Below are 24,078 nucleotides of genomic sequence, written 5' to 3' on the forward strand. Positions count from 1 at the left end.
GTCCGGCCCGCGGCGGGCTGCGCGCTGGCCCGCACGTCCTCGGACCGCCGGCATTGGCCCATGGACCGCTTTGGTTGCGAAGGCTCTCGGCCTCCTGTGCCATCGGTCTGTCCGGGGCAGCACTTCGGCCGCCCCGCGCCGGAAAGTCGCTCTGTCTTTGGTGTCCGGAGGCGCTGGTTTGGCCCTGACGCGGGGATCGGCCGCGTCGCACCAGCTGTTGGATCCCCTGGTTCGATGGCGCGGTCCATTCCGCAGAAAGCGAGCGATTCCCCCCCCCTTGGCGTTGCGGTTTCCTGAGCGATCCGAGGCCGTGCCGTCTTCCCTCGTGCCCGGCGTTCAGGTCGGAATGGCGGACGGCCTGTTCTATGGTCTGGAGGAGCCGGCCGGAGGAGGTCACGGCGCGGAGTGTCCTGGAGAGCTTCGGGCCCGGGGCTCGTGTGGGCGACGTCGCTCGGCGGCATCGGCTCTTGCCGTCGCAACTGACGACGCGGTGCCGGCAGGCCCGTGATGGGTGGCTTGCGCTTCCGTTGGATGCGGCAGGCTCGCTGAGCCTCCCTGAGTTCACGCCGTCGGTGGTCGACGCGCCGGACCTTGCGCAGGAATTCTATCGGGATCGGATCGAGACAGGTGACATGGTGATCCGAGTGCCTGCCACGATCCTGACGGGGGCATGACGGGCTGGCGGCGACGGCGCGAGACACGAACTGGGCCTCGACCCGTATTCCGGGCTGACGGTCGTGGTCCGGTCGACGCGGGGCGACCGGCTGCAGATCCTCGTCTGGAACGGAAGCGGCCCGGTGCCGATCTGCAAACGCCTCGGGAGCGGGTCCATCATCTGGCCGAAGGTGCGGGACGGGTTGGCTGCCCCGCGCCCGATCCGGGGCGCTGTTCGAGAGCCTCGACTGGCGGCGGGTGATGGCGCCACGCGTGCTGGCACCGGGTGCGGCGAGGTGAATGGGCCCCGTTGTCTTGTTGGGGCTCGGCGCGTCACCGGGAAAATCATGTCCCTGTCGTCCATGATCGGGCCCGATCTCATGGCCCTGTTGCCGGTTCCGCACCCGCCCCGCGCACGTGATGGCGGCCTGCAACTTCGCCCGCAGGCCCAAGATCCTCATTGGGCTCGCGCCATATGGATAGGTCTGCAAAGCTTGGATGCCAGGGCCGGACAGGGTCATCGTCAATCCGATCCACCAGATGCCTGGACCGACCGCCCGGCGCCATCGGGCGCCGCTTTTTCGAAAAGAGGGCGATCGGGTACCGGATCTCTGCTTTCAGATGTTTGACAGGCGGCCTTTGTCCTCGGGGCTGATGCGGACCGCGGCAGCCCTGAAGCCGGGACGCCCGGTATCTGCGCGTGCGCACCGGGCATCTGGCTCTGAGACCGGGCGCGATTGCGGCAGGCCTGATCGGGGCAAGGCGGCTGTGCCCCGGGGGGGGGCAGCGCATCGGCGATTGGCGCGCTCCTGCGCGTGACGGGTCCGGCTTCGCTCAGGCGGCGCGCAATGCGACGAGGAAATTCCGGACCTTGTCCGACAATGTGCCCGCCTCGCCCGATACGGTGCCGACCGCGTCCTTGAGCGCCATGGACGTGTCGCCAGATCGTTCCACCCGATGCGAGACGTCGTGGATCATCTGGGCCATGTCGGTGGTGCTTGAGGCCGTCGACTCGGCATGCTGGGAGATATGCTGGGCGGCCTGGGTCTGTTCGGCCACCGCAACGCGGATGCTGTCCGAGAAGGATCGCACCCGGCTGACGCAGTCGCTGATGCCGGTCATCCGCGTGCCCATCAGCTGGGTTTCGGACTGGATCCGCTTGATCCGGTCGTTGATCGAACTGGTCGCCTGGCTGATCCGTTCGGCCAGGGCCTTGACCTCGAAAGCGACCACGGCAAAGCCCTTGCCCGCATCGCCCGCGCGCGAGGCCTCGACCGTGGCGTTCACCGCCAGAAGATTGGTCTGCTTGGCAATCTCGGCGATCAGGTTGACCACCTCGCCGATTTCCTCGGCCGCGGATTGCAGGCTTTCCACCTGTTCCGAAGACGCCTCGGCCTCTGCCATCGCATTGGCCGAAGCCGAAGCGGCATTGTTCACGTCCTGGGTGATCGAGGTGATCGAGGCAGACAGTTCGTCGATCGCCGAGGCGACCGATTGCGCGCTGGTGGCGATCCTCGAGGCGTTGTCCGACAGCGAGTCGGCGCCTTGCCGGGCGCGGGAGATTTCGGTTGTCATGGTGCCCGCCGCATCGTCGAGACGGCGCATCGAGGCCGACAGCACATCGGTGATGCGGCCGATGTCATCCTCGAAATTGCGGCCCAGCGTCGAAAGCCGGGTCTCGTATTCCTCGGCCTGCGCGGCGAAGAAGCCGGAGTTCGCGACCTCGGTATCCAGCATCAGCACGCGCGACAGGGCGTCCATGTAAGGGGTCGGGTCGCCGCGCCCGAGGAAGGATTTCTTGCGCACCTCGGCCATGATGAGGCCCTGAAGCGCCAGACCGACCCGGGCATAGGCCGCGGTGTAATGGCTGATCGGCAGGCCGATCCGGTGGTGGACCCGGCCGATCTTTTCCGCACTTTCGAAATAGGTCTGCGAGAAGTTCGAGCTGAACATGAGAATCCAGTGCTCTTTCTGCTTCTTGCGGGCGTGTGCGCGCAGCGCTTCGGTCGTGAAATACGCGTCCCAGTCGGGGGTATTGGCGATGTCTTCATAGAAACTCGCCAGCACCGCATCGAGATGCGGCAGCAGGATCTTGCCAACCTCGGCGACGCGTTCGCGTGTCTGGCCCTGAAGCCCATAGGCCCAAAGACGTGCCGGCTGACGTTTCTTTTCGGCCATGACGCTGACGGTCTCCCTGTTGCGCAAGCGGATGCGATGGGACTATCCGCCGCGACGGTTGACCTCGCGTTACCTTTGTCGAGATAAGAACAATTATAACGAAAAAGCCGCCCCGAAGGGCGGCCGATCGCTGGACGGGCGGATTTTTTTACTTGGCCGGCCCGATCATCATCACCATCTGGCGGCCTTCGAGCTTAGGCATGTTCTCGACCTTGCCGATTTCCTTGACGTCCTCGGCCACCCGTTCCAGCAATTCGCGCCCGAGATTCTGGTGCGCCATCTCGCGGCCGCGGAACCGGAGCGTCACCTTCACCTTGTCGCCGTTCTCGAGGAACTTGATGACCGAACGCATCTTGACCTCGTAGTCGTGGCTGTCGGTGTTGGGGCGGAACTTGATTTCCTTGACCTCGATCACCTTCTGCTTCTTGCGGGCCTCGGATTCGCGCTTTTGTTGTTCATACTTGAACTTGCCGAAATCCATGATCTTGCAGACCGGCGGCGTGGCATTGGGAGAGATCTCGACCAGATCGAGCCCGGCCTGTTCGGCCAGTTCCATGCCGCGGGCGGGGGCCACGACTCCGAGATTTTCGCCCTCGGCGCCGATCAGGCGGATTTCCGGGCAGCGGATGCGTCCGTTGATGCGAGGGCCGGTATCGCGCGTTGGCGGCGCGTTGTGAGGTCGGCGGGCTATGGTGTCGCTCCTTGGATCGTTGCAATTGAGTAGACCCCAAGTTACCGCCGGGGCGGGCGCGCTTCAAGGCGGTTTTCCGTCTGCGGGCAAGGCTCTGGGCCTGCGGCGACGGGCCGGTTTGCCGCAGGTGGGGGCATGCGACAAGCTCTGGGGCGAGAGCCGGGGCAGGACGCTCCGGCGGCAGAGGAGGATAGGATGAAAAAGGCTCTTGCAGCGATCGTCATTCTCGCCGCTTTCGGGCTGGGCGGGTTCCTTTGGTATCTGGGCAACATGGCCGGTCCCGGGGCGCGAAGCGCGGATGTCCCCGCATCCGGAGAGGCCGCGCCCGAAGCGACGCCTGAACCCGCAGAGGCGGCTCCCGACGCGGCCGACGCCCCCGCGGCCGAGGCGGCTCCCGGGCCTGCCGAGGGCCAGGCTCCCGAGGCGCCGGTCGGAGCGCCGGAGGATAACGGAGTGCCGGAGGATCAGGCCGCGACCGGGCCTCAGGCCGACTCGGGCATGGCCTCGGCCGATGACGACATGAGCGTCGGCGAGCAGACGCCGACCGAGTCGGCCGAGGCCCCCGCGGCGGGCGGGACCCCGGAGGAGACCGAAGCGGTCGGTTCGGGCGATGGCAGCGTCAAGGCCGTGGTTCCCGAAGAGGGGCGTGCCCCGGATACCGCCATGCCGCAGGACGACCCGGCCCTGGACGGGGCGGGCGCAGAGGACCCGGCAGCGGCGGGCCAGGACGCAGACGATCAGGGCACGGACGAAGAGGGCGCAGACGGAGAGAGCGCGGAGGCAACGGAGACGGCAGACCCGGGAGGGGCGGAACCGGCCTCGGAAGGGAAAGGCCCTGAAGCGGAAGCGCCCGAGGCCGGGTCGCAGGCCGACGCATCCGCGGCCGGGACGGCCTTGCCCTTTGCGCTGACCGAGGACGGGTTCGATGCCGGAGCGGTGGCCGAACTCATTGCGGCCTCGGATCTTCCAGAGGACGAGAAGGCACTGCTGACCGCCGCAGCCGAGGGCGCGGCCGACGCGCCGGTTCTGGTGCCGCCGGTTGTGGCGCAGATCCGCGCGGCCCTGGGCTACTGAGCGGGCTCAGGCTCCGCCGCTGCGGGCCGCGTCACTCGCGGCCCGCGCTCGTCGCGGCAATGGCCGCGCCAGGGTTTCAGCGACTGTTTCGCATAGGCCGCGCGCGCACGTCTCGGAACGCCACGGGTCTTCGATTTCGGGACTTTCCGTCGCTTTTGCCGCTCCGGCTTTGCCGGGGGCGGCCTCAGGCCGCCGGGGCGGCCTCAAGCGCTGCGATGATCGCCGAGAAATCCGAAGCCTTCAGCGAGGCGCCGCCGACCAGCGCGCCGTCGACATTCGAGGTCGCGAAGATCTCGGCCGCGTTGCCGGGCTTTACCGACCCGCCATAGAGCAGCCGGATGCCGTCGGCCGCGGCGCCGAAGCGGTCTTTCAGCGCGGCGCGCAGGCTGTCATGCACCTCGGCGATCTGCTCGAGCGTCGGCACCCGGCCGGTGCCGATGGCCCAGACCGGCTCGTAAGCCACGACGACGGTCTCGGCGGTGACGCCCGCATCGGGCAGCGACCCGGAGAGCTGCGCGCCGACCACCGCCAGCGTCTCGCCCGCGTCGCGCTGGGCCTCGGTCTCGCCGACGCAGACCACCGCCGCAAGGCCCGCGGCCAGCGCGGCTTCGGTCTTGGCGCGGATCAGCGCGTCGGTCTCGCCGTGATCGGCGCGGCGCTCGGAATGGCCGAGGATCACGTAGCTCGCGCCCGCATCGGCCAGCATCTCGGCCGAGATGTCGCCGGTATGGGCGCCCGACACCAGCGGGTGACAATCCTGTCCGCCGACCGCGACCTTCGAGCCATGGACCGAATCCGCCATCCGGTCGAGCAGCGTGGCAGGCGGGCAGAGCAGGATGTCGATGCCGGGGGCGGGATGGGCCGCGGCCAGCGCGACCGCCTCGCCAAGCGCGCCGCTCAGCCCGTTCATCTTCCAGTTTCCGGCCGCCAGCTTCCTGCGCATGCGCTCACTCCCTTGTCGCTGATGATGATTCCGGCCTTCCTAGGCGATTTCCCGGCCGGGCGGAACGGTCCTTTTCCGCGCAAGCGAGGCGCGCCGGACAGTGCGGGGCCGGAGCATGCGGAGGAGAGGCGATCAGCCCTCGGCGGCGTCGGTCTCGCGGAACTTGATCGATTCGCCGCAGCCGCAGGCATCGACCACATTGGGGTTGCGGAACTTGAACCCCGATTCCAGCAGCGAGGTCTCGTAGTCGATCTCGGTGCCGAAGAGGAACATCTGCGCCATCGGCGCGATCGCGACCCGGGCGCCGCCCTGTTCGACGATCTCGTCCATCGGATCGAGTTCGGCGACATAGTCCATGGTGTATTCCATGCCCGCACAGCCGCCCTTCTTGACGCCGATGCGCAGCCCTTGGGCGTTTTGCTGGTCCATCAGGCGCGCGACCTCCGCCGCCGCGGCGGGGGTGAGGCTGACAGCCTGTTTTCCGGGAATGCCGAACATTGCGTACCTCGTTTCCTTCGGGGCCAAGCTAGGGCGCGGTGGGCCTCCTGCAAGAGCCCGGACCCTGACCGGCAAGGGCAGGCGGCGCGGCCGGGCTACATGAAGCCCAGTTCCAGCCGCGCCTCGTCGGACATCATGTCCATCCCCCAGGGCGGGTCCCAAGTGATCTCGACCTCGACCCGGTTCACGCCCGGCAGCGGCTCGACCGCCTCCTGCAGCCAGCCGGGCATGTCGCCCGCCACCGGACAGCCGGGCGCGGTCAGCGTCATGGTGATCCGCACCACGTTCTCGGGATCGATGATGATCGTGTAGATCAGGCCCAGATCGTAGATATTGACCGGGATCTCGGGATCGTACACGGTACGGCAGGCTTGGACGACCTGGTCGTACATCGGATGGTCGGTGCTTGAGGGCTCGATGAGCGGCGTGCCTTCAAGCTTTCCCTGCGGCTCGGTCATGGCGGCTCCTGTAATTCCTACCAATTATATAAGGAATGGGGAAACCGCCGTCCAGAGGCGGAATGCGGGGGCTGGTGCCGCGAAGGAGAGTGGCGATGTCGTGGATGTCCAGACTGGTCGAGCGCCGGATCCTGCAGGCCCAGGCGCGCGGCCAGCTGCAGGGGCTCGCGGGCGAGGGGGAGCCGCTGCCCGACCGGACGGGCGATGCCTTCGTCGGCGCGGCCGAGGCGGCGGGGTTCCGGATCATGGCCGAGGCGGGCGCGCTGCCGGAAGAAATCTCGTTGAAAAAGCAGGTTCTTGCCTGCAAGGCCCGACTGGCTTCGCTGACCGATCCGGCGGAACGCAAGACCGCGATGGCCGAACTGGCCGATCTGCAGATGCGCCAGGCCATCGCCGAAGAGGCGCGGCGCCGGTTTCTGTCTTTCTGAGCGGGCCGGGTCAGGCCCACATGTCGCGCATCCGGCGGCGCAGGTCGAGCCGGGGCGCCTCGGTCCCATCTGCCGGTCCGTCGGGGCCGGGCGGGTCCTGCCAATAGACCTGCTCGAACTGGCTCAGGATCGAGTCGGGGATGAAGCGTGTCCGCCGGGCATAAAGGTGGCGGTCGCCGAACCGGGCCTGCTGGGTCACATGGAATTTCAGCGGCACCCCCAGCGCCAGGCTGTCCTTGGCGCGGGTCATCGCCACGTACAACAGCCGCCGTTCCTCCTCGATCTCGGCCTCCGATCCGGTGCCCAGATCGGACGGGATGCAGCCATCGACCGCATTCAGCACGAAGACCGACCGCCATTCCTGGCCCTTGGCGGAATGGATCGTCGACAGGATCAGATAGTCGTCGTCGCGCAGCGGCACACCCGCCTCGGCGCTGGTGGCCTCGGGCGGATCGAGCGTCAGGTCGGTCAGGAACCGGGCGCAATCCGGATAGCCCGCCGCGATCCGTTCAAGCTGTTCCAGATCGGCGCGGCGGCTTTCGGCATCCTCGTGAAGCCGGTCCAGATGCGGGGCATACCAGGCGCGGGCGGCGCCGATCAGGTCCGGCCATCCGGCGGGCGCGGTCAACAGCTCGACCAGCGCGGGCCAGTCGGCGGCGGCGCGGGGCGGCGGCGCCAGGCGGCGCAGCGCCTCGGCCGGGGAAGGGGCGGCCTCGAGCGCGTCAAGCACCCGCGCGGCCGTGCCCGGGCCGATCCCGGGCACAAGCTGCAGCATCCGAAAGCCCGAGACCCGGTCGCGCGGGTTCTGCCGAAGCCGCAGCACCGAAAGCAGGTCCTTGACATGGGCGGCCGACAGGAACTTGAGCCCGCCGAACTTGACGAAGGGCACATGGCGCCGGGTCAGCTCGATTTCCAGCTCGGCCGAATGGCTCGAGGTGCGGAACAGAACCGCCTGATCCTTCAGCCTCAGCCCCGCCTCGCGCGCGGCAAGGATGCGCCCGGCGACATGGCGGGCCTGGTCGCGGCCGTCGGGAAGGGTGACCAGTTGCGGCCTGGTGCCGCCCGCGCGGTCGGTCCAGAGCTCCTTGGCAAAGCGCTCGCGCGCCTGCCCGATCACTGCATTGGCGGCCGCGAGGATCGGCCCGGTCGAGCGGTAGTTGCGGTCGAGCGCGATCACCGTGGCGGGCGGTTCGAAGGCCTTGGGAAAGTCGAGGATGTTGCGCACCGTCGCGGCGCGGAAGCCGTAGATCGCCTGGGCGTCGTCGCCGACCACGGTCAGCCCGCGCCCGTCGGGTTTCAGCGCCATCAGGATCTGCGCCTGCAGCCGGTTGGTGTCCTGATATTCGTCGATCAGCACATGGTCCCATTGCGCCCCGGCCCAGCGCGCGAAGCTTTCGTCCTCCATCGCCTGCGCCCAGGCCAGCAGCAGGTCGTCGTAATCCAGCACATTCTGCGCCTGCTTGGCCGCGACATAGGCCCCGAAAAGCCGTTTCAGCTCGTCCTCCCAGGGCAGGCACCAGGCAAAGCGGTCGGCCAGGACGTCGGGCAGCGGGCTGCCCGCATTCACGCAGCGCGAATAGATCGCAAGGCAGGTGCCCTTGGCCGGAAAGCGTTTCTCGGTCGAAGAGAGGCCCAGCCCATGCCGGGCGAGGTTCATCAGATCGGCACTGTCCTCGCGGTCGTGAATGACGAAATCGGGGTCGATCCCCAGTCGGCCCGCATTCTCGCGCAAGAGCCGGGCGCCAGTGGCATGGAAGGTCCCCGACCAGCATAGCGCGCCCGCGGGCCAGGCGCGGTCGGATCCGGCCAGCAGCCGTTCGACCCGGCGGGTCAGCTCTTGCGCGGCCATGCGCGAAAAGCTCATCAGCAGGATCCGGCCCGGATCGGCGCCGCCGGCCAGAAGATGCGCCACTCGGTGCGCCAGGGTGCGCGTCTTGCCAGACCCCGCCCCGGCAATGACCAGAAGCGGCCCCGCACCCTCCGTCCCGTGACTCGCAGCCGCGCGCTGCCGGTCGTTCAGACCGGCGAGATGCCCGCCATGATCCAGCATGCCCCTGCCCATCGTCTCTTGCCGGACCAGTCTAGCGCGATTGGAACAATCATGGAACACCGAAAGACGCCGCAGTCCTGTCCGGGCCGGGGTTCCTCTCGGAACCGCCCGAAGTGAGGGCAAGATTCGCTTTTTCATTTACTCTGCGTCAATTTTGACCGGCGAAACAGGACGGGATCGACTTGTGCCTGGATTTGCGGCTGGTCCGGGGACGGGCGCTGAACGATCGGATTGGCGGCCGGTCCGGTGCGGCCGCGGTGGTTGCGTGGCGGCATGGGGCGCGACGGGCGCCACGACAGATATTCGGGCCGGTGCGGGCAGGGCCGCGGCGCCGGCCCCTTCGGGAGACGGCACGATGCGCCTCAGCAAGCTATCCTTGAAGGTCGTCCTGACGCTGGGTACGGGCCTGCTCGTGCTCGTGCTGTGCATCGTTCAGGGGGTGGTGCTTCAGCGCCAGACCGCCGAGGCGATGCGCGAGGCCGCGCAACAGCGCCAGACCACGTCCTTGCGCATTCTGATCGACCAGTTCGACAACCGTTTTGGCGGCATCGGGTTTGAAACCGCGCCCGACGGCACGGTCAGCCGGGTGACCTGGGACCGCTTGCCCGACCTGACGGACAACGCGCTGATCGACCATGTGGGCGGGTTGTCGGGCGAAACCGCGACCCTTTTCGCCTGGGACGCCGCCAGCGACGACTTCGTCCGTGTGTCGACCAACATCCAGAAACCCGACGGCACGCGCGCGGTCGGCACGCCGCTTGGCCGGGACAATCCGGTCAGGGCGGCGATGTTGCAGGGCCAGACCTACAGCGGAGAGGCGATCATCCTCGGTCGGCCGTTCATGACCGTCTATCAGCCGATCATGGGGCCCGAGGGCCAGCCGATCGGGATCTTCTATGTCGGCATCGACCGCAGCCGGATCGACCATGCGATCGCGGTGCAGCGCCAGACCGGGCTGGTCGTGACCGCGGTGCTGATCGCACTCGCCATGGCGGTGTTGCTTGTGATGCTGCGGGTGCTGCTGCGCCCGCTCAGCGATCTTGGCGGCGCGTTCGAACGGATGGCGGGCGGCGATCTCGAGACCGAGGTGCCGCATGCGCATCGGCAGGACGAGATCGGTGGGATTGCCGACCGGGCCGATGCCTTCCGCATCAAGCTGAAGGCGGCGCGCCGGCTCGACGAGGAAGCGCGCCAGCGCCAGAAGGAAGAGGCGCATGTGGTCCAGACCCTGCGGGCGGGGCTCGAGCGGATGGCCTCGGGCGATCTGTCCCGGTCGCTGGAAGAGCCGTTCCCGGAGAATTACGAAGGGCTGCGGACGGATTTCAACGCCACCATCGATACGCTGAACGACCTGATCGGCATCGTCGCCGAGAACGCGGCCGAGATCCGGACCCGCACCGACGAGATCAGCACCGCCGCGGACGAGCTTTCGCACCGGACAGAAAACCAGGCCGCGACGCTCGAAGAGACCGCCGCGGCGCTGGACCAGATGACCTCGAGCGTGCGGGCCGCGGCCGAAGGCGCGGCAGAGGTCGCCGAGGTGGTTAAGCGGGCCTGCAACCATGCCGAGGAAAGCGGCTTGGTGGTGAAGGACGCGGTCGGGGCCATGTCGCGCATCAAGCGATCTTCGGACGGCATCGGTCAGATCATCGGCGTGATCGACGACATCGCTTTCCAGACGAACCTTCTGGCTCTGAACGCGGGCGTCGAGGCAGCCCGCGCGGGCGAGGCCGGCCGCGGCTTTGCCGTCGTGGCGTCCGAAGTGCGGGCGCTGGCTCAGCGTTCGTCCGAGGCGGCGCGCGAGATCAAGACCCTGATCTCGACCAGCTCCGACGAGGTCGAATCCGGCGTGGCCCTCGTCAACCGCACCGGCGAGGCGCTGACCGACATCGTCGAACGCGTGGGCAACATCGCGGGTCTTGTCGCCGACATCGCGAAAGGGGCCGAGGAACAGTCGGTCGGATTGGGCGAGATCAACGTCGGGGTTTCCGAACTGGACAAGGTCACCCAGCAGAACGCGGCCATGGTCGAGGAGGCGACGGCCGCGTCCACCACGCTGAACTCCGATGCCGCAACCTTGGAACGGCTTGTGGCGCGGTTCGATCTCAAGCGGCGGCCGTCGGCACATGGGACTGCGCCCGCACCGGCGCGTGCCCGTCTCGCTGCGTCCGCCCCGGATCCGGTGCCGGCAGCTGTCCCGAGCGCCCCTTTGCGCCAGGCGGTCAACGACGGCGGCTGGCAGGATTTCTAGGCGCGCGTTCTGCCCCAAACCGCTTCGGCAAGGCCCCTCGAAGGACGGCCCGAAACGCCTTGACCGGCGCGGGCGACGTTCGACGCATCAGGCTGCCTGACCTTCGCGCCCTGCGTTTCGGGCTGCCGGGACAAGGTGTCGGGGACACTGTCCCGGTTCCGGGAGTCAATGCATCCGTCTTCGGTCAGGGCGGGCACCGGAACCAGCCAGTTCGCGCGATACAGCAGATCGACCAGCAGGGCTTGGGTCCAGTCCCGCTCGCCCGGAATCGGGCTCTTGCCCTCGGTCAGATGGATCGACGCCCAGGGATCGGCGGTATTTCCGCGGGCCTCCTTCGCGGCGACCCTTGGTCCCTTCGAGGTGCTGCGCTCTGTCGCCATTTGTCGGTCGTGAAGGGGTAGCCGGATTCGGCGGCAGATCTCGATGACCAGGGGGGGGCGAGCGCCTGGAAATCCAGCGAGCGGCCATCGGGCCGGCGGGCGAGCCAAGGCAGCGCCTTGCCGGAAAGCCCCGCGCGCCCCGACAACAGGCGGCGCACATCCCGAGCCCGCCAGGCAGACGGATCGATCTCGGCCGACCTCGCCCTTGCCGGGGCCAGGGTCAGCATGGCACGCGAGGACGACCCACCGTTCATCCGGGCAAAGCCGCATTCCCGGCCACGCCAAACCCCTCCATCGTCTGCGGGCTGACCAGCGCGAACAGCCAGTCCTGTGACGCCGCCTCAAATGCGATTTCGCGCTTCAGGTCGTGGTTGCGCGAGGTGATCGGCAGATCGGCACAAAGGTCGAGCGACTGTTCCAGCGTCTGCGTCGCGCGATCCTCGGCTGCGAAGCGGTTGTGATGGAGGGTCAGTTGCCCGTCGACGGCCGGCAGCAGGTCAGGGCGAGCGGCATCGCAAGCTGCAAAGGTCTTCTGGGCGCGCCGCACCGTATTGCGGATCACCAGAACCCGCGCCCCCGGTTCGCGGCTTGAAGAGCCGGGACCGCAGCGGCATCGCGCGACCGGCCAGGATGCATCTCGATCCGCACCGCCTTGCCGGCGTCGCTGTCCGGCGCGACTGGCTGCGCATCGCGGGTGGTCCCGATCGCCGGGAAGGGCCGCGCGATATCGGTGGCAAGATCGGCCGCCGCCTCGGTCAACCACTTGCGCCGCGCTGCCACCCAAGCGTTGCGGACATCAGCATTGCGTGACCGCCCAGCGCAAGATGACTGCGCACCATCGCAAGCTGCACCTCGGTCATGCAGGCATCCGACGCATGTACTTCGTCGATCACCACAAGCGCCCGGGACCGCGCGCTGCCGCGCAGATGTCCATATTTCACCCGCAAGCCCCCGAGGGCCAGCCGATCGACCGTCCCCACGGCCACTTGCGCTGTGAGGCATCGCGCAACATGTTCGGCCGCCCAACGCGCGGGCCGGGTTGTGGTGTCGTCCCAAAGCCCTGCGAAGCCCGGCAGGGGCCTGCCTGCGGCCTCTCCCGACAGAAGCTGCCCCGGAACCGCAAGAATGGCCTCGGGGGCGGGGTCGAACATGCGTAAGAGCGCGGCATGGACCCTTCGCAGCAGGTGCTGCGCCGCTGCCCGCGTCGGCACGGCGAAGTAAAGGGCATCGACCTCTCCGGCGGCCAGCAGAGTGGCAAAGCGCCAAGGCGCGGCCTCGGTCTCGCCCGATCCTGTCTCGGCCTTCAGCAAGACGAGGCGCTCGTTGGCGGGCAGGGCTCCGACGGCCTGCTGCGCGGGGCGTGCGACGGGTGGCCGGAAATCAAGGCCCCGCCGGGCGCACTGCGCAGGTGCAAGCTGCCCTCGGCAAGCCCGATATCGGCCCCCCGCCTGTTCGCGCGACCGCGCGCGGTCTTCCAATAGTCCGGACGGAAGTTGCCTTCGAATGGGAACGCCTTTCGGTCGGATCCGATCCAGTCCGCCAGCGTGAGAAGGCCGCAGAAGAAATGCTTGAGCGCCGGTCTGGGCCCCGGTGCCGACGAACACCCGATCTCGGGGAATCCGGTCCGGAAGCGCGCGGCCCATGACGGCGTCCTGAGCCCGCCAATCGTAGCCCGAAACCTTCCCCGCAGGGAAGGCCGCTGCGGCCTTTCCAGCGCTGGTCTCGGGCACCGGCCGCCCCTGAGCCGCATTCGCCCGTGCCCGGAATTTGAGTTGTTCAATCAGGCTCAGGGAACCTGCGGCGACATCTGCCGAATGATGGGCCAGATGATGAAATTCACCTGGTGCCCTGTCGCGCATTCCCCAAGCGTTCGCCGAAATTTGCGAAAGCATCTTCGAGCATCGAAGGTAAAACCAAGTCTCGCTGCAAATGTCCAAGCCGAGATTGGCGGGCCTGACTGGCCAAAGCAACCCGAATGTCGGTCTGATCGGTTTTGGCGCGGAGCGGCTGGTTTCTGAGCCCGGGATCGTGTCAATGAATCGCCGCTCCTTCGAAACCGGAAAGCAGGACCGAACGCGCAGGCTGTTCCGGATCGCCATTCGGGATTGCTTATGAAATCACCCCTTAGGTGTTTGATCCTAAGGACTTATGGTGCGTTCATTCGCTGCAGTGGACGGAAACCTTACGGGACAAGGCGGTCACGGCTGCGCCACGAGCACGCGCGCGGTCAGAACCGCATTACGAACCGATCGCAAGCTTCAGCCGCGGCGCCGAGCCGGGCATTCTGGATCAACTCGAAGGCCATCGCGAAGTGGCGCAAGCGCGAGATGGTGGAGGATCGCAAGACCGGTCCGAAGGACCTGCGCTCGAGCGTTCTCGGCGAGACCGAGAAAGCCGTGACGGGTGCGGTCCGTCGGCACAGCCCGCGGCCCCCAGGGCGCGCGCCGCAGGACTGGCCGGATTGCACGGAATTGACCTGAACCTTTTTCGCCGTCGTCCAGGCGCAGAAGAAACGGGATGTTGGGCGGAGGAAAAGGGGGCTTGTGACCGCATTTGGAACCCACGAATTGTTTCAAAATCTATTCTTGGGCCCGGGAACGAGCATGGTGCAACCGACACAAGACCGATCTGCTGGCCGGTCCCCGACCGAACGGCCCAACCGCTGATGCGTGGTTCACAGGCAGTTGTCGGACCGCACATCGGATGGCCGGAAACGGTCCGCCCCGAGATCCGGATCAATCCGAGCATGACGGCTCGCCCCGCTCGCCGGACGCGGTTCGCCCCGCGCGACGCGTGCGCCGTCTCGAAGGGGACTTAGGAAGCCAGGGAAAGGCGCGTCAGCCCCCAGACTGCGCGGGTCCGAGCCGCCCGGCACCGGTGCCCCCGGCCAATCGTCCGACAGAGGGCGGGGCGCCAAAGCGGCTTTGCCCGTGCAGCACGCCCGGACGGCCCTGGTCCGGAAGCGAAGCAGGCGGAGCGGGCTGGCCCTTCCGTCCGGGCTCGGATAAGCACGGGCCGCAAGACGAAGGAGACGCGCGATGCCCGACACACTGACGCTTCTGGCCATGCTGGTCCTGCTAATGGCGATCGGCGCGATCGCGGGCGTTCTGGCCGGGCTTCTGGGGGTCGGTGGCGGCATCGTGCTGGTGACCGCCTTCTTCTACGCCTTCCACAGTCTCGGCTATGACAGCGCCTATCTGATGCAGATCTGCCTGGCGACCTCGCTTGCGACGATCATCGTGACCTCGACCCGGTCGGTGTTGTCCCATGCCAAGAAGGACGCGGTCGACTGGCAGGTGCTGAAGGGCTGGGCGCCCGGCATCGCAGTCGGCGCGGTCATCGGGGTGCTGGTCGCGGCCTCGTTGCGGTCCGTCGTGCTTCAGGGCATTTTCGGCGGGCTCGCCATGGCGGTCGGGCTGTACATGGCACTTGGGCGCAGCGACTGGCGGCTAGGCGACACCATGCCGAAGGGCCTCAAGCGGGCGCTTCTGTCCCCGGTCGTGGGCTTCCTGTCGGTGCTGATGGGGATTGGCGGCGGCAGCTTCGGGGTGCCGCTGATGACGCTCCATGGCGCGCCGATCCATCGCGCGGTGGCGACCGCCTCGGGTTTTGGCGTGCTGATCGCGGTGCCTTCGGTTCTGGGCTTCTTCTTCGTGCAGATCCCCGACGGGGCGCGGCCGCCCTTCACGCTGGGCGCGGTCAACATCCCGGCCTTTCTGGTCATCATCGCGATGACGCTGATCACGACGCCTCTGGGCGTTCGGCTGGCCCATGCGATGGACCCCAAGCCGCTGAAACGGGTCTTTGCGGTCTTCCTGATCCTCGTCGCGGGCAACATGCTGCGCAAGGCCGCCGGGTTCTGAGACCCGCGCCGCAAGCGTGGCGAACTCTGCCCGCATGCGCTATGCTGCCCGAAAAGACCGGGGCGATCGAGCAGCTATGACGGCAATTTCATTGGTTTTTCGCGCGCTCGCCGCGCTTTGGCTGGGCGTCGCCGCTCCGGCGGCGGCCGAGCCGCTGTCGGCGCTGGCCAGGCCCGATCTGGCGGCGTCTGCACTTGACGATCTGCCGGGCGGGGGCGTTGCGCTTCAGCTCGATCTCAGCCAGCCGGTGCCCTACCGGGTCTTCACGCTCGAGGCGCCGCCGCGGCTGGTCGTCGATTTCCGCGAGGTCGACTGGCGCGGGATCAGCGCCGCTGCGCTGACCGGCAGCGACCGGGTGAGGGCGGCGCGGGCGGGCACGATCCGCCCGGGCTGGTCGCGGCTGGTGCTGGACCTCGCGGCGCCGATGGCGCTGGCCTCGGCCGAGATGCCGCGCGATCCGGTCTCGGGCCGCGCCCGCCTGACGGTGCAGCTTGGCCCGGCCGATCCCGCGCGGGCGGCTGCTCCGGCCGGCCCCCCCGCCCAGACCGCGCTTTGGGGCCTGCCCGCGCCCGAGCCGCTGCCGCCGCCGCCCCGCCGCAACGATGGCAGCCGCCCGCTGCGGGTGGTCATCGACCCCGGCCATGGCGGCATCGATCCGGGGGCCGAGCGCGCCGGGATCAGCGAGGCGAGCCTGATGCTGAGCTTCGGCAAGGAGCTGGCCGAGGCACTGGCCCGGGCCGGGTTCGACCCGGTGCTGACCCGCGCCGAGGATGTCTTCGTGCCGCTGGAAACCCGGATCGACATCGCCCGCGCCGCCCGCGCCGATCTGTTCCTGTCGCTGCATGCCGATGCGCTGGCCGATGGCTATGCTTCGGGCGCCACGGTCTACACCCTGTCGGACACCGCGACCGACAGGGCGTCGGCGCAACTGGCCGAACGCCACGACCGCGACGCGCTGTTGGCCGGAGTCGATCTCAGCGACAAGGACGACGTGATCGCGGGCGTTCTGATGGATCTTGCGCGCACCGATACCCAGCCCCGGTCGGAACGGCTGGCCGAGGCGATCGTCGCCGGGCTCGGCGCCCATGTCGGCCAGCTTTACAAGACGCCGCACATGTCGGCGGCGTTTTCGGTGCTGAAGGCACCCGACATCCCGTCGGTGCTGATCGAGATGGGGTTCCTGTCCTCGCGCGATGACCGCGAGAACCTGACCTCGCCCGACTGGCGCGCGCGGGCGGCGGCCGGGATCGTCGAGGCCCTGCGCGCCTGGGCCGAAACCGATGCCGCCGAGGCCGCGCTGTTGCGCCGCTAGGCCGGGGACAGGAGACCCGATGCCCGCCGTGATCCGAACCGTCCTTCTGGTGCTGATGCTGATGGCCATGCCTTTTGCGGCGGTGGCGCAACCGGTCGACCGGGCGGCGGTCGAGCGGCAGTTCCGCACCTGGCTCGACACCCGGATCTGGCCGCGCGCCCGGGCCGAGGGCGTGTCGCGCACCACCTTCGAGACGGCGTTTTCCGGGGTGCGGCTGGACTGGGATCTGCCCGATCTGGTGCCGCCGGGTCAGGCCGCTGCACCCGGACCGCAGCGCCAGGCCGAATTCGGCGCGCCCGCCGCCTATTTCGACGAGGGCGGGTTGCGGAGCGCGGCGACCACCGGGCGGCAGATGGCGGTGCGCCAGGCCGGGGCGCTGACGGCTGCCGAACGCGCGACCGGCGTGCCGGGCTGGATCGTGCTGGCGATCTGGAGCCGGGAAAGCGCCTATGGCCGCGCCCCGATCCGTCATGACCTCTTTCGCGTCCTCGGCACCAAGGGCTTCATGTCGACCCGCGCCGACTATTTCGCCGACGAACTCGTGGCGGCGCTGAAGATTGCCCAGGCCCGGCCGGTGCCGCTTGCGCAGATGAAAAGCAGCTGGGCGGGCGCGATGGGCCAGCCGCAATTCATGCCCTCCTCCTATCTGGCCCATGCCACTGACGGCGATGGCGACGGGCGCGCCGATATCTGGCGCTCGGGCCCCGATACGGTCGCCTCGATCGCCACCTATCTGGCCCGCCATGGCTGGCAGGCCGGGCGCGACTGGGGGTTCGAGGTGCGGGTGCCTGCGTCGGTCTCCTGCACGCTGGAAGGGCCCGACCGGGGGCAAAGCATCGCCGACTGGGAGGCTCTGGGCGTGACCCGCGTGTCGGGCCGCCCCTTCCCCGAGCACGAGCGGCGGGGCGAGGGCTTTCTGATGATGCCCGCCGGGCGGCATGGCCCGGCCTTTCTGGTGACGCCCAATTTCTATGTGCTCAAGGCCTATAACATGAGCGATCTCTACGCGCTTTACGTGGGCCATCTGGGCGACCGGATCGGCTTTGGCTCGGGCGGCTTTTCCGGGCGCTGGGCGGCCCTGGGTCGGATTGACCGGGCCGGGATCGCCACGATCCAGCGCGCGCTCGAGGCGCGGGGGCGCGATGTCGGCGGGGTGGACGGGCTGCCGGGGTTCAAGACCCGGCGCGAGATCGGCCGCTGGCAGGAAAGCGCGGGCCGTCCCGCGACCTGCTTTCCCGAACCGGGGATGGGCGCCGCGCTGGGGCGCTGAACCGGCCCACGCTTGACAGCTGCGCCCTTCCGCGCCGATCCTCGCGGTCGGTTTTAGACGGTTTCGAATTTTCCGAGGTTTTGGCCATGAGGCATTTCCTGCCTGCGCTTGCCATTTGCCTGGCCGGGACGGCCGCGGCGCAAGGCGACGATCCGGGGCGGCTTGATCCCGCCGCGCTCATCGAGAAGTTCAGCATCGCCCTTTCCGAACCCGAGGACCGGACGCGGCCCGTCCTGCGGCCCGCGCTTCGGATCGAACCGGCCCTTGAGCGGCGAGCCGAGGATCTGCGGCCCGGGCCGCTGCGGGCGGCCGGGCTGGTCCGGAGCGGCGCGGTCGCGGCGGGCTTTGTGCTGGGCGAGCTGATCCTTGTGGCCGACAGCCCGGCCGCGACCCAGGCGGCAGCGGCGCGGATCGGGACCCCGATCGGCCAGCCCTTGCGGCTGACCGCGGGCACGCCCGAGGGCCGCACGCTGAGCCTTCTGCGGGTGCGGCTCGACCCCCGGCGGGCGCCGGATGATGCGGTCTTCGACCGGGTCGAGGCGGCGTCGCCGCACCGGTTCACCCGGGTCTACGAGGTGTCCTCCGAGGCCGCGCGGGACACGCTGACCGCCGCGCTCGACTTGCAGCTGGCGGGCGAGGTTTCGGTCGGGCTGAACTGGATCTTCGAGCCGCTGGCGCTTGACAACGAGATCCTGCTGGAGGGCGTCACCCCCGCCGGGGCGGGCTTCGTCAACCCGTTCGATCTTCCCTATCTCAACGGCGAGGGCGCGGCGCGGATCGGGGTGACCGGCGCCTGGCATCTGCTGAAGGCGGCGGGTCTTCTGGACGATACCGGCCGTGCGATGGCCGCCAGCCGGATTCCGCTCGCGGTGATCGATCAGGGGTTTCACGACGCGCTCGATCTTTCGATGCCCGAGATTCGGGGCGCCGCGGCGGGCAGGCCGGGCGACCGGGCCTGCGCGGGGGGTGCGGTCTGTCCCTGGCATGGCTCGCATGTGGCCGAGATCATGGCGGCGCCGGTTGGCAATATGCGCGCCGTGGCCGGTCCGGCGGGGCCGGTGGCGGGGCCGGTCGAGCTGCAGACCCTCGACGGGTTCGAAAGCTGGGCGCTTCTGGCGTGGATCGCGGACAGGACCGCGCCCGATGCCGCGGCCGTGCCCCGCGTGGTGAACATGAGCTTTGCCGCCACCGTGCCCGATCTCTGGGCCTGGTCGACGGTGGCGCTCGATCTGGGGATCGCGGCGCTCGACCGCGCCGGAACGCTGGCGGTCGCCGCCGCCGGGAACGACCGGGCCGATATCGACGCGGTGCGCTGCGTCGAGGGCGTGCCGGGCGCGTGCCATGAAACCGCCCGGCGCGTTCCTTGCGAACTGACCGGTGTGGTCTGCGTCGGCGCGCTGGGCCAGGACGACGTGCGGATCGCCGAGTTCTCGGCGGTGGGGGCGATGCCCGGCACGCCGGGGCAGGACGGCGACAGCATCGACATCTACGCGCCCGGGGTGGCGATCCTGGCCGGGGCCGATCCGGGCGCGGGCACGTCGCCGCCCGCGCAGGGCTGGACGCAGGCGGTTTCGGGCAGTTCGGTCGCGGCGCCCTTGGTGGCGGGGGTGGCCGCGCTGATCGCGGCGGCCGATCCGGGGCTGGGCGCCGATGCGCTGCGCGAGCTTTTGCTGAACGGCGCCTGGTCCGGGGCCACCGACCTGCCGCCCGGGCAGGCGCCCGATCCGCGGCTCGGCCGCTTCCTGAACGCCGAGCGTCCGGTCCGGCTGGCGCTTGCCGCGCGCTTTGCGGGAACCGATTTCCCGCCGCTGGTCGAGATCGTGCGCCCGCGCCCGGGTCTTGGCATGCCCGCGGTGCAGATGGGCAGCAGGCTGGACGTCGAGGCGCGCAGCGTCGATGTCGAGGAGGGCATCGGCTGCTGTGCGCCGCGCTGGACGGTCGACGGGCTGGTGCGGCCCGACCTGAGCGGCCCCCGGGTCGGGATCGTGCTGGAGCAAAACCGAAGCTACGAGATCGGCGTCACCGTCACCGACGGCGCGGGCCAGACCGCCAGCGACACGATGACGGTGCGTGCCCGGCCCTGAACGAGGGGGCGGGGGCCCGACCTCCCGCCGATGTGACCTCGGGGACCGGCCGCGCGGCGCCGATCCGGGGCTCTTGCTTTTGACCCGCCGGGTGCGAAGCCCTATAGAGAGCCGACAACGGCACAGAGGCACGCGCGGGTGATCCGGTTCTTCCTGTCCCTTATCGGGGCGCTTTTTTCTTTCGCGACGCTGGGCGTCGCGGCCGCCGTCCTGATGATCGGCGCCGTCTTCTGGATGTATGCGCGCGATCTGCCCGATCACGAGGACCTGGCCAGCTACCAGCCCAAGACCATCAGCCGGATCTATTCGGGCGAGGGGCGGCTGATCGACGAATTCGCCGAAGAGCGGCGGCTGTTCGTGCCCGCCGAGGAAATTCCCGATCTGGTCAAGGCGGCCTTCATCTCGGCCGAGGACAAGAACTTCTACACCCATCACGGCTATGACGCGCGCGGCATGGCGGCGGCGCTGTTCGATGCCGTGAAAAGCCGGGGCCGGAACGTCCGGGGCGCCTCGACCATCACCCAGCAGGTGATGAAGAACTTCCTTCTGGGTGGCGAACGGACGGGCGAGCGCAAGATCAAGGAGCTGATCCTGGCTACCCGCATCGAAGAGACGCTGTCCAAGGACCAGATCCTCGAACTGTATCTCAACGAGATCTTCCTCGGGCAGAATTCCTATGGCGTGGCGGCCGCGGCGCAGACCTATTTCGACAAGACGCTGAGCGAGCTGAAGCCCGAAGAGGCTGCCTATCTGGCGGCGCTGCCCAAGGCGCCCTCGAACTATCATCCGGTGCGCAACCACGACGCCGCGGTCGCCCGGCGCGACTACGTGCTGCACGAGATGCACGATAACGGCTATCTCGACGACGCCACCTATGAGGCGGCTCTGGCCGCGCCGCTGAAGACGGTGCAGAACGGCGATTTCCCACCCTTCAGCGCCAGCCTGCCGCCGCGCGACTATTTCACCGACGAGATCCGCCGCCAGCTGAGCCAGGATTTCGGCCAGGAGGAATTCTTTGGCGGCGGCCTGACGATCCGCGCGACGCTCGACCCCGAATTGCAGGAGGAGGCCGCAGAGGCTCTGCGCCGGGGGCTTGAGAAATACGACCGCAGCCGCGGCGTCTGGCGCGGCACCGGCAAGACCATCGACCCGGCCGAGCTTGATACCGAGGAGCATTGGCGCGCCGCGCTGGCGGCGACCGATGTGCCGCGCGACATCCGGCTTGACGGGCCGTGGCATCCGGCGGTGGTGCTGAAGATCGAGGACCAGCAGATGCGGCTGGGGATCGAGGGCGTCGAGGCGACCGAGGCCGCCCCCCCCGTTGTGCCGCGCAAGGATATCGGCTGGCTGCGCGGCGATTTCCGCGCGAATTTCAAGGTCGGCGACGTGGTGCTGGTGCGGCGCATGACCGGCGACGATGGCGGCTTTATCCGCTGGACGCTGCGCCAGGTGCCCGAGATCCAGGGCGGCTTCGTCGCGATGGACGTCAATACCGGCCGGGTGCTGGCGATGCAGGGCGGGTTCTCGTACCAGGCGTCGGTGTTCAACCGCGCGACCCAGGCGACGCGCCAGCCGGGTTCCTCCTTCAAGCCCTTCGTCTATGCGGCGGCGCTTGACAGCGGGTTCACGCCCGCAACGATCGTCATCGACGCGCCGATCGAGGTCGATACCGGCGGTGGCACGATCTGGCGGCCCAAGAACTCGTCGAACAAGTATTACGGTCCGACGCCGCTGCGCACCGGGATCGAGCAGTCGCGAAACCTGATGACGGTGCGGCTGGCGCGCGAGGTCGGGATGGACACCGTCGCCCGCTATGCCGAAAAATTCGGGGTCTATGACCGGCTCGAACCCTATCTGGCCAATGCGCTGGGCAGCCAGGAGACCACGCTTTACCGGATGGTGGCGGCCTATGCGATGTTCGCCAATGGCGGCGAGCGGGTCGAGCCCACGCTGGTCGACCGGGTGCAGGACCGCCAGGGCCGCACCATCTACCGCCATGACGACCGGGTCTGCACCGATTGCGGCACGCTGTCGATCCCCGAAGGGCAGGGGCCGACCGTGGTCTCGGACCGCGAGCGGGTGATGAACGCGATCACCGCCTATCAGTTGACCTCGATGATGCGGGGCGTGGTCGAGCGCGGCACGGCGGCGGGGCGCGTCAATCTGGGCGTGCCGACGGCCGGCAAGACCGGCACAACCAATGACGCGCGCGATGTCTGGTTCCTGGGCTTCACCTCGAACATCGTGGCGGGCTGCTACATGGGCTTTGACCGGCCGCGCAGTCTGGGGGGCGGCGCCTTTGGCGGATCCATGTGCGCGCCGGTCTTCAACGAGTTCATGAAGGTCGCCACCGCCAAATATGGCGGCGGGCCGTTCAAGGTGCCGCCGGGCGGGCATTTCATCAAGATCGACCGCTATTCCGGCGAGCGTCTGGCAGATGACGCGTCGGGCGAGAATGTGGTGGCCGAATATTTCCGCGCGGGCGAAGAGCCGATCTTCGGCATCGGGGCCATGATCGATGGCGGCTTCGCCATGGGCTCGAACCTGCCGCTTTTCGGCCGGGGCGAGCAGGACACCGGCGAAGACGTCCCCTCGGAAGAGGTCACCACCTCGACCGGGCGCAAGGCGGTGGTGGGGCCGAAGGCCAGTTTCGGAACGCTGTCCTCGGGCGGGCTTTACTGACGAAACGGCGGGCGGTCGGGGGCCGCTTTCCGGTCTCGCCCGCTTGCCCGTCCCGGCCCCTCGGGATATGACCCCCACCTGACACTATATCAGCGAGGCTTCGCCCGATGCGTGCAGAGGCGCAGAATACCGTCGAGGACATCCGCAGGTCGCTGGGGCTTCTGGCCCAGCGTCTGGACTGGGAGACCGCCCAGCACCGGCTGGAAGAATTCAATGCCATGGCCGAGGACCCCGAGCTGTGGAACGACCCCGACCGGGCGCAGAAGCTGATGCGCGAGCGGCAGGCGCTGGTCGATGCCATCGACACCTACAAGGGCATCCGTCAGGAACTTGAGGACAATGTCGAGCTGATCGAGCTGGGCGAGGCCGAGGGCGACCAGGAGGTCGTCAGGGAGGCCGAGGCCGCGCTGAAGGCGCTGCGCGAGAAGGCCGAGGCGAAAGAGCTTGAGGCGCTGCTCGACGGCGAGGCCGATGCCAACGACACCTTCCTCGAGATCAACTCGGGCGCGGGCGGCACCGAAAGCTGCGACTGGGCTTCGATGCTGGCGCGGATGTATGTGCGCTGGGCCGAGAAGCACGGCTATGACGTCGAGCTGCAATCGGAAAGCGCGGGCGAAGAGGCGGGGATCAAGTCCGCCACCTACAAGATCACCGGCCGCAATGCCTATGGCTGGCTGAAATCGGAATCGGGCGTGCACCGGCTGGTGCGGATTTCACCCTACGATTCGGCGGCGCGGCGGCATACCTCGTTTTCGTCGGTCTGGGTCTATCCGGTGGTCGATGACAATATCGAGATCGAGGTCAGCCCGAACGACATCCGCATCGACACCTACCGGTCCTCGGGGGCGGGCGGACAGCACGTGAACACCACCGACTCGGCGGTGCGGATCACCCACATGCCGACCGGCATCGTCGTGACCAGTTCGGAAAAATCCCAGCACCAGAACCGCGACATCGCCATGAAGGCCCTGAAATCGCGCCTGTATCAACTGGAACTGGACAAGCGCAACGCCGAGATCAACGCCCAGCACGAGGCCAAGGGCGATGCGGGCTGGGGCAACCAGATCCGGTCCTACGTGCTGCAGCCCTATCAGATGGTGAAGGACCTGCGCACCGGGGTCGAGACCTCGGACACGCAGGGGGTGCTGGACGGCGATCTGGACCAGTTCATGGCCGCCACGCTGGCGTTGAAAGTGTCGGGCAAGACCCGGGCCGAGGCCCAGGCTGAGGACTGACTGTCGAATGCTGCGCATTTCCGACTG

The 24,078-nt window shown here is 68.5% G+C and carries 20 protein-coding genes; 10 read left to right on the forward strand and 10 right to left on the reverse strand.

From position 1 onward, the window contains the following. The first annotated feature begins 704 nt into the window (after positions 1-704). Positions 705-1,283, forward strand: coding sequence for an IS66 family insertion sequence element accessory protein TnpB (gene tnpB, locus C8N38_RS22225; RefSeq protein WP_425440006.1), 579 nt, complete (start codon positions 705-707; stop codon positions 1,281-1,283). Between the two features lie 205 nt (positions 1,284-1,488). Here tnpB and C8N38_RS00530 read toward each other — a convergent pair whose 3' ends face one another. Together C8N38_RS00530 and infC are read right to left on the reverse strand one after the other, a co-directional pair. Next, complete coding sequence (locus C8N38_RS00530) at positions 1,489-2,832, reverse strand: globin-coupled sensor protein (RefSeq protein ID WP_108022875.1); 1,344 nt, start codon at positions 2,830-2,832, stop codon at positions 1,489-1,491. A 148-nt stretch (positions 2,833-2,980) separates the two neighbouring features. Beyond that, positions 2,981-3,523, reverse strand: a complete 543-nt coding sequence (gene infC, locus C8N38_RS00535) for a translation initiation factor IF-3 (RefSeq protein ID WP_108022877.1) — start codon at positions 3,521-3,523, stop codon at positions 2,981-2,983. Between the two features lie 195 nt (positions 3,524-3,718). Between infC and C8N38_RS00540 the strand changes: the two genes are divergently transcribed. Then, positions 3,719-4,597, forward strand: coding sequence for a midas domain-containing protein (locus tag C8N38_RS00540; RefSeq protein ID WP_108022879.1), 879 nt, complete (start codon positions 3,719-3,721; stop codon positions 4,595-4,597). A gap of 184 nt (positions 4,598-4,781) precedes the next feature. On the opposite strand, the gene tpiA is transcribed toward C8N38_RS00540, so the two are convergent. From tpiA to C8N38_RS00555, 3 genes are all read right to left on the reverse strand, one after another. After that, positions 4,782-5,540, reverse strand: a complete 759-nt coding sequence (tpiA, locus tag C8N38_RS00545; protein WP_108022880.1) for a triose-phosphate isomerase — start codon at positions 5,538-5,540, stop codon at positions 4,782-4,784. A 132-nt stretch (positions 5,541-5,672) separates the two neighbouring features. Continuing rightward, a complete protein-coding gene (locus tag C8N38_RS00550; RefSeq protein WP_108022882.1) occupies positions 5,673-6,038 on the reverse strand; it encodes a HesB/IscA family protein in 366 nt (121 codons plus the stop codon). 95 nt (positions 6,039-6,133) lie between these two features. After that, on the reverse strand, positions 6,134-6,496 hold the full coding sequence (locus C8N38_RS00555; RefSeq protein ID WP_108022884.1) for an SUF system Fe-S cluster assembly protein: 363 nt from the start codon (positions 6,494-6,496) through the stop codon (positions 6,134-6,136). A 95-nt stretch (positions 6,497-6,591) separates the two neighbouring features. Here C8N38_RS00555 and C8N38_RS00560 point away from each other — a divergent pair, with 95 nt between their 5' ends. Next, the gene (locus C8N38_RS00560) at positions 6,592-6,924 is read left to right on the forward strand and encodes a DnaJ family domain-containing protein (RefSeq protein WP_108022886.1); all 333 of its coding nucleotides are present in this window, start codon (positions 6,592-6,594) and stop codon (positions 6,922-6,924) included. A gap of 10 nt (positions 6,925-6,934) precedes the next feature. Here C8N38_RS00560 and C8N38_RS00565 read toward each other — a convergent pair whose 3' ends face one another. Beyond that, on the reverse strand, positions 6,935-8,974 hold the full coding sequence (locus C8N38_RS00565) for an ATP-dependent helicase (protein WP_108022888.1): 2,040 nt from the start codon (positions 8,972-8,974) through the stop codon (positions 6,935-6,937). A gap of 355 nt (positions 8,975-9,329) precedes the next feature. Here C8N38_RS00565 and C8N38_RS00570 point away from each other — a divergent pair, with 355 nt between their 5' ends. After that, entirely contained in the window at positions 9,330-11,225 is a 1,896-nt protein-coding gene (locus C8N38_RS00570) for a methyl-accepting chemotaxis protein (RefSeq protein ID WP_158272267.1), read from the forward strand. On the opposite strand, the gene C8N38_RS00575 is transcribed toward C8N38_RS00570, so the two are convergent. The 4 genes from C8N38_RS00575 to C8N38_RS21035 form a co-directional block, all read right to left on the reverse strand. Then, entirely contained in the window at positions 11,222-11,605 is a 384-nt protein-coding gene (locus C8N38_RS00575) for a hypothetical protein (RefSeq protein ID WP_108022892.1), read from the reverse strand. The genes C8N38_RS00570 and C8N38_RS00575 overlap by 4 nt on opposite strands. Positions 11,606-11,855: 250 nt before the next feature. Beyond that, positions 11,856-12,167 (reverse strand): hypothetical protein, encoded by a 312-nt coding sequence (locus C8N38_RS00580; protein ID WP_108022894.1) that lies wholly within the window; start codon positions 12,165-12,167, stop codon positions 11,856-11,858. Further along, the gene (locus C8N38_RS00585) at positions 12,164-12,364 is read right to left on the reverse strand and encodes a hypothetical protein (protein ID WP_108022896.1); all 201 of its coding nucleotides are present in this window, start codon (positions 12,362-12,364) and stop codon (positions 12,164-12,166) included. Before C8N38_RS00585 ends, C8N38_RS00580 begins: the two co-directional genes overlap by 4 nt. Beyond that, the gene (locus tag C8N38_RS21035) at positions 12,361-13,704 is read right to left on the reverse strand and encodes a DEAD/DEAH box helicase family protein (protein ID WP_146176206.1); all 1,344 of its coding nucleotides are present in this window, start codon (positions 13,702-13,704) and stop codon (positions 12,361-12,363) included. Before C8N38_RS21035 ends, C8N38_RS00585 begins: the two co-directional genes overlap by 4 nt. Positions 13,705-14,643: 939 nt before the next feature. Between C8N38_RS21035 and C8N38_RS00595 the strand changes: the two genes are divergently transcribed. From C8N38_RS00595 to prfB, 6 genes are all read left to right on the forward strand, one after another. Beyond that, positions 14,644-15,468, forward strand: coding sequence for a sulfite exporter TauE/SafE family protein (locus tag C8N38_RS00595; protein ID WP_108022901.1), 825 nt, complete (start codon positions 14,644-14,646; stop codon positions 15,466-15,468). Positions 15,469-15,559: 91 nt separating this feature from the next. Beyond that, positions 15,560-16,780 carry an N-acetylmuramoyl-L-alanine amidase gene (locus C8N38_RS00600; protein WP_342750278.1) on the forward strand — a complete coding sequence of 407 codons (1,221 nt, stop codon included), beginning with the start codon at positions 15,560-15,562 and terminating at the stop codon, positions 16,778-16,780. 19 nt (positions 16,781-16,799) lie between these two features. Next, a complete protein-coding gene (locus tag C8N38_RS00605) occupies positions 16,800-18,050 on the forward strand; it encodes a lytic murein transglycosylase (protein ID WP_108022905.1) in 1,251 nt (416 codons plus the stop codon). An 86-nt stretch (positions 18,051-18,136) separates the two neighbouring features. Then, positions 18,137-20,134: a S8 family serine peptidase gene (locus tag C8N38_RS00610; RefSeq protein WP_108022907.1), complete on the forward strand. Its 1,998-nt coding sequence runs from the start codon at positions 18,137-18,139 to the stop codon at positions 20,132-20,134. Positions 20,135-20,272: 138 nt separating this feature from the next. After that, positions 20,273-22,816 (forward strand): penicillin-binding protein 1A, encoded by a 2,544-nt coding sequence (locus C8N38_RS00615; RefSeq protein ID WP_108022909.1) that lies wholly within the window; start codon positions 20,273-20,275, stop codon positions 22,814-22,816. Between the two features lie 107 nt (positions 22,817-22,923). Further along, a complete protein-coding gene (gene prfB / locus C8N38_RS00620) occupies positions 22,924-24,051 on the forward strand; it encodes a peptide chain release factor 2 (protein WP_108022911.1) in 1,128 nt (375 codons plus the stop codon). Positions 24,052-24,078: the final 27 nt, after the last annotated feature.

This window comes from Rhodovulum kholense (assembly GCF_003053725.1).
Classification (GTDB): Bacteria; Pseudomonadota; Alphaproteobacteria; order Rhodobacterales; family Rhodobacteraceae; genus Rhodovulum; species Rhodovulum kholense.

Bases quoted from the DNA above. Each gene is read 5' to 3' on its own strand.
- C8N38_RS00565 (WP_108022888.1), bottom strand. From the start codon at position 8,974: ATGCTGGATCATGGCGGGCATCTCGCCGGTCTGAACGACCGGCAGCGC.
- tpiA (WP_108022880.1), bottom strand. From the start codon at position 5,540: ATGCGCAGGAAGCTGGCGGCCGGAAACTGGAAGATGAACGGGCTGAGC.
- C8N38_RS00560 (WP_108022886.1), top strand. From the start codon at position 6,592: ATGTCGTGGATGTCCAGACTGGTCGAGCGCCGGATCCTGCAGGCCCAG.
- C8N38_RS00570 (WP_158272267.1), top strand. From the start codon at position 9,330: ATGCGCCTCAGCAAGCTATCCTTGAAGGTCGTCCTGACGCTGGGTACG.
- C8N38_RS00555 (WP_108022884.1), bottom strand. From the start codon at position 6,496: ATGACCGAGCCGCAGGGAAAGCTTGAAGGCACGCCGCTCATCGAGCCC.
- C8N38_RS00595 (WP_108022901.1), top strand. From the start codon at position 14,644: ATGCCCGACACACTGACGCTTCTGGCCATGCTGGTCCTGCTAATGGCG.
- C8N38_RS00610 (WP_108022907.1), top strand. From the start codon at position 18,137: ATGAGGCATTTCCTGCCTGCGCTTGCCATTTGCCTGGCCGGGACGGCC.
- C8N38_RS00530 (WP_108022875.1), bottom strand. From the start codon at position 2,832: ATGGCCGAAAAGAAACGTCAGCCGGCACGTCTTTGGGCCTATGGGCTT.
- C8N38_RS00550 (WP_108022882.1), bottom strand. From the start codon at position 6,038: ATGTTCGGCATTCCCGGAAAACAGGCTGTCAGCCTCACCCCCGCCGCG.
- C8N38_RS00605 (WP_108022905.1), top strand. From the start codon at position 16,800: ATGCCCGCCGTGATCCGAACCGTCCTTCTGGTGCTGATGCTGATGGCC.
- C8N38_RS00575 (WP_108022892.1), bottom strand. From the start codon at position 11,605: ATGGCGACAGAGCGCAGCACCTCGAAGGGACCAAGGGTCGCCGCGAAG.
- C8N38_RS21035 (WP_146176206.1), bottom strand. From the start codon at position 13,704: ATGGCGATCCGGAACAGCCTGCGCGTTCGGTCCTGCTTTCCGGTTTCG.
- prfB (WP_108022911.1), top strand. From the start codon at position 22,924: ATGCGTGCAGAGGCGCAGAATACCGTCGAGGACATCCGCAGGTCGCTG.
- C8N38_RS00540 (WP_108022879.1), top strand. From the start codon at position 3,719: ATGAAAAAGGCTCTTGCAGCGATCGTCATTCTCGCCGCTTTCGGGCTG.